The following is a 3,032-nucleotide window of genomic DNA, read 5'->3' on the forward strand; positions in this document are numbered from 1 at the left end:
TGGGTACGTAACCCGCCAACAGTAGAAAATGTAAATAACCCCTATAGCCGAAAATCAAATTAATTAAGACAGGGTAAAACGATGACATCTAAAAATATGGCCTTAAATGGTCAGGGGCTTACCTACGCCCAAAATCAGACTAGCGGGATATTAGTCAATGGGTTGCCAATTGAATTAGTGAGTCAATGGATAGAGATATGGACTAAACAAAGTTTCGCTGTCTCAGTATCAAATGAGTTACGTCGCCAATATTACAGGAATGATGCGGAATTTAGTTTAGCGATGCGTAAGGCTGGTTATGTGCCAGTTAGAACGAAAAAGCTCACAGGTAAAGAACAGCGATTCTGGCTCTATCGCGTGACAGGTAATGATAAGGGGGTGTCGACATATAAAGATAATAAAATCAATAAGTTTAACCCTTTTGTCCAGTACAGTAAGCGACCAATCAGAACATTTGAGCGCATTGCTGTAGATGGTCAGTGGCTCTATGTCTATGCCGATCACATTCGCTTTCTAACAAAGAAACGCCACCGTGTTGAGGGTGTTCGGGTTCAGGGTTACACGGCAAAAGGAATAGAGCTGCGAGAGGTTAAGTGATGCAGGGAATTAATTCTGTAACTTTAAGTTATCCAATTGGTTTTGGTGATTCCTTGAGTTTAAGGAGTCCTGTTGCCGTAGTCCTCACTTTGGCTGGTCACTTAGCGAAACTTTTCGCTCAGTTCCAATCGGAGAAATATTTCGCTGATGGGTATACGAATATTTTCGGACACCTCAATAACCCGTTGAAAAACAATCAGACGCCATATTTGGCGTTTGGTCATGCTTTGGCTGTCCCGATTATTTCGGGTCAGTTACCTAACTCATTGATATTTAGTCAAACTGCAAATATGCAGTCTGCTTATAATTTGAACGCCGAAAATATCGGTATGCAAACTGATTATTATTTGAACCGACGAAAATCGTCGATGCAAACGCCAATATCCGATAATCGGACTTTGGGTGTAAATGATATTTGCTCAAAAACTTTGCGACCGTCATTTAGTCAGGCACAAAAAGAAAAGGATAGCACGGCGAATGCTACCCTTTGGCGTAAAGCAAATGTGCTTTACGCGGAAGAACAACAGCTTAAGAGGCTCACCTCTTTAAGATGTGTGGTTAGTTATTGCTCAACCAACTTACCATCTTTAAGAGGGGGAGTGAACCACGTCAATAATCTTGCCTTGGTTAACCATCGGACTAATTTGATTGGTTATTGCTCAGTTGAATCTTTGGACTCTATGCCTCTGTTATCCAATTCTCTACGAAGTAGGCGTTTAATCCACCCTGCTTTGTTGTCGTCGCCATCTTCTTTCATTGCTAGACCAAGGCGTTCAGACAAATCAGCATCAAGGCGTAATTGCACGACAATTCTATCTTTTTGGTTTTCTCTGGTTGACATTGGTGTTTTCCTGCGTATATTGAACATCACGGTTACCAATGTACACCATTGCATACCAATATGTAAAGCAATGCCCCGTAGTGCGCTAACACTGACGAGGCATCTAACCAACAACGATAACTACAATATCGAGGTAGCTATGTATAAATATACCTTCCTAATTGGAAAAGGCAAAACCCGTTTATCTGAACTTAACCCCGTGCGCCTTATCACTGTTCTGGCGGACTGTGAAGGTGAAGCCCGTTTACTGGCAGGCAAATCTAATCTGGTATTCGTTTCCCGTCAGGCATGGGATATCGGTATCGATACCCCTTTCAACTGTAGCGATATGTCTACCGTTCAGGGGGTGAACCATGCGTAACCCCGCCCCTCATGACTATTACACCCATAAGAACGGGGAAGCCGTACAAGTGCTGTCGGTCGCTTTTAACCGCGTGACCTTTGTCCGTGAAGGTTATACCTACCCGTGCATTATACCATTAAGCCGTTTCACTCAAGAATACACCTACGCAGGGAGAGCCTGATCATGTCTGATATCTATAACCATTTGGTACGCAACAACTTCAACGATATGAGCACCGAAGAACTGAAAGATCTGCGCAAACATTCCGAAGGGGCATTGAGTGGCGTGATGGCGGCGATGTCTGCAATGGGGGAACTGGCTTTCTGGTCAGCCGATAATGAAAACTATGCAGATTGTCAGGCAAGAGATGATTTACGCCGCGTGGGTGAAGCCCTGATGTATTTGCCGAGGATTGCCGAAGCGCTGAACGATACGGAACAAAATGCTCAGTTTGAAATCCATCACCGCGAGGGATTCCCGAAATGGTAAGTCATATTGATATTCGTTCGGTGAAAGCGGTGGCACAAGGGCAGTGGCAAGGGTTGCTGTCTGCCTGTGGTGTGGACGTTCCAGCAAAGGGTAAGCATGGTGCTTGCCCGATATGCGGCGGTACAGATCGCTTTCACTTCATAGACGACCGCGGGGACGGTAACTGGCATTGCCGCCAGTGTGATAACCCGCATCATGGGGATGGCTTTGACCTGCTGACTAAAGTCAAAGGAATAACGCTCACTGAGGCTATAAAGGTCGTTGCTGATGCTCTATTACTTCCATTGCCTGAACCCCAGCCTGCCAGAAAGGAGGCTCTGAAATCAGAGGCTCCTCTGATAACTGAGAAAGTGAACAAGCTGGTGGCTCAGACGATTACCGGACAATCTGACTATCTGACGAAAAAGGGGCTGCAATGCCCCGATCAGCGGTTACTGAAAGACGGCTCTTTGTTGCTGGTCACTCAGACGCTGGACGGCACAATCACCGGTGCTCAGATTATCAAGCCGAACAGTGATAAGCGTCTTGTCTCTGGGACGCAGAAAAAGGGGAGTTTTATCCCCTTATCGGCAATCACTGAAACGCCAGACACGATCATCATTACTGAGGGCTATGCAACCGCCTTAACGGTGAGCCAATTGCATGAGGGCTGGGTACTGGCTGCGATTGATGAAGGCAATTTACCGACTGTGACTAAACAGGTCAGGGAACGGTATCCAGACGCGAGAATTATCCTTGCCGCCGACAATGACTGGCACGCAC

General features: G+C 45.8%; 5 protein-coding genes. All 5 read left to right on the forward strand.

All coding sequences use genetic code 11. From position 1 onward, the window contains the following. Positions 1 to 81: 81 nt before the first annotated feature. Entirely contained in the window at positions 82 to 597 is a 516-nt protein-coding gene (locus BM135_RS16210) for a hypothetical protein (protein WP_092521543.1), read from the forward strand. Beyond that, positions 597 to 1,799, forward strand: a complete 1,203-nt coding sequence (locus BM135_RS17130; RefSeq protein ID WP_175486200.1) for a hypothetical protein — start codon at positions 597 to 599, stop codon at positions 1,797 to 1,799. Before BM135_RS16210 ends, BM135_RS17130 begins: the two co-directional genes overlap by 1 nt. Then, a complete protein-coding gene (locus tag BM135_RS16225) occupies positions 1,792 to 1,962 on the forward strand; it encodes a DUF4222 domain-containing protein (protein WP_092521547.1) in 171 nt (56 codons plus the stop codon). Before BM135_RS17130 ends, BM135_RS16225 begins: the two co-directional genes overlap by 8 nt. A 2-nt stretch (positions 1,963 to 1,964) precedes the next feature. Beyond that, complete coding sequence (locus tag BM135_RS16230; RefSeq protein ID WP_092521549.1) at positions 1,965 to 2,270, forward strand: hypothetical protein; 306 nt, start codon at positions 1,965 to 1,967, stop codon at positions 2,268 to 2,270. Continuing rightward, positions 2,264 to 3,032 (forward strand): primase-helicase zinc-binding domain-containing protein (locus BM135_RS16235; RefSeq protein ID WP_281244155.1); only part of this gene is annotated, 769 nt, incomplete at its 3' end. The genes BM135_RS16230 and BM135_RS16235, both read left to right, overlap by 7 nt.

The organism is Xenorhabdus japonica (assembly GCF_900115195.1).
In the GTDB taxonomy this organism is placed as follows: domain Bacteria; phylum Pseudomonadota; class Gammaproteobacteria; order Enterobacterales; family Enterobacteriaceae; genus Xenorhabdus; species Xenorhabdus japonica.

Excerpts from the sequence above, each read along its gene's own strand:
- BM135_RS16210 (WP_092521543.1), top strand. The coding sequence starts at position 82 with ATGACATCTAAAAATATGGCCTTAAATGGTCAGGGGCTTACCTACGCC.
- BM135_RS17130 (WP_175486200.1), top strand. The coding sequence starts at position 597 with ATGCAGGGAATTAATTCTGTAACTTTAAGTTATCCAATTGGTTTTGGT.
- BM135_RS16225 (WP_092521547.1), top strand. The coding sequence starts at position 1,792 with ATGCGTAACCCCGCCCCTCATGACTATTACACCCATAAGAACGGGGAA.
- BM135_RS16230 (WP_092521549.1), top strand. The coding sequence starts at position 1,965 with ATGTCTGATATCTATAACCATTTGGTACGCAACAACTTCAACGATATG.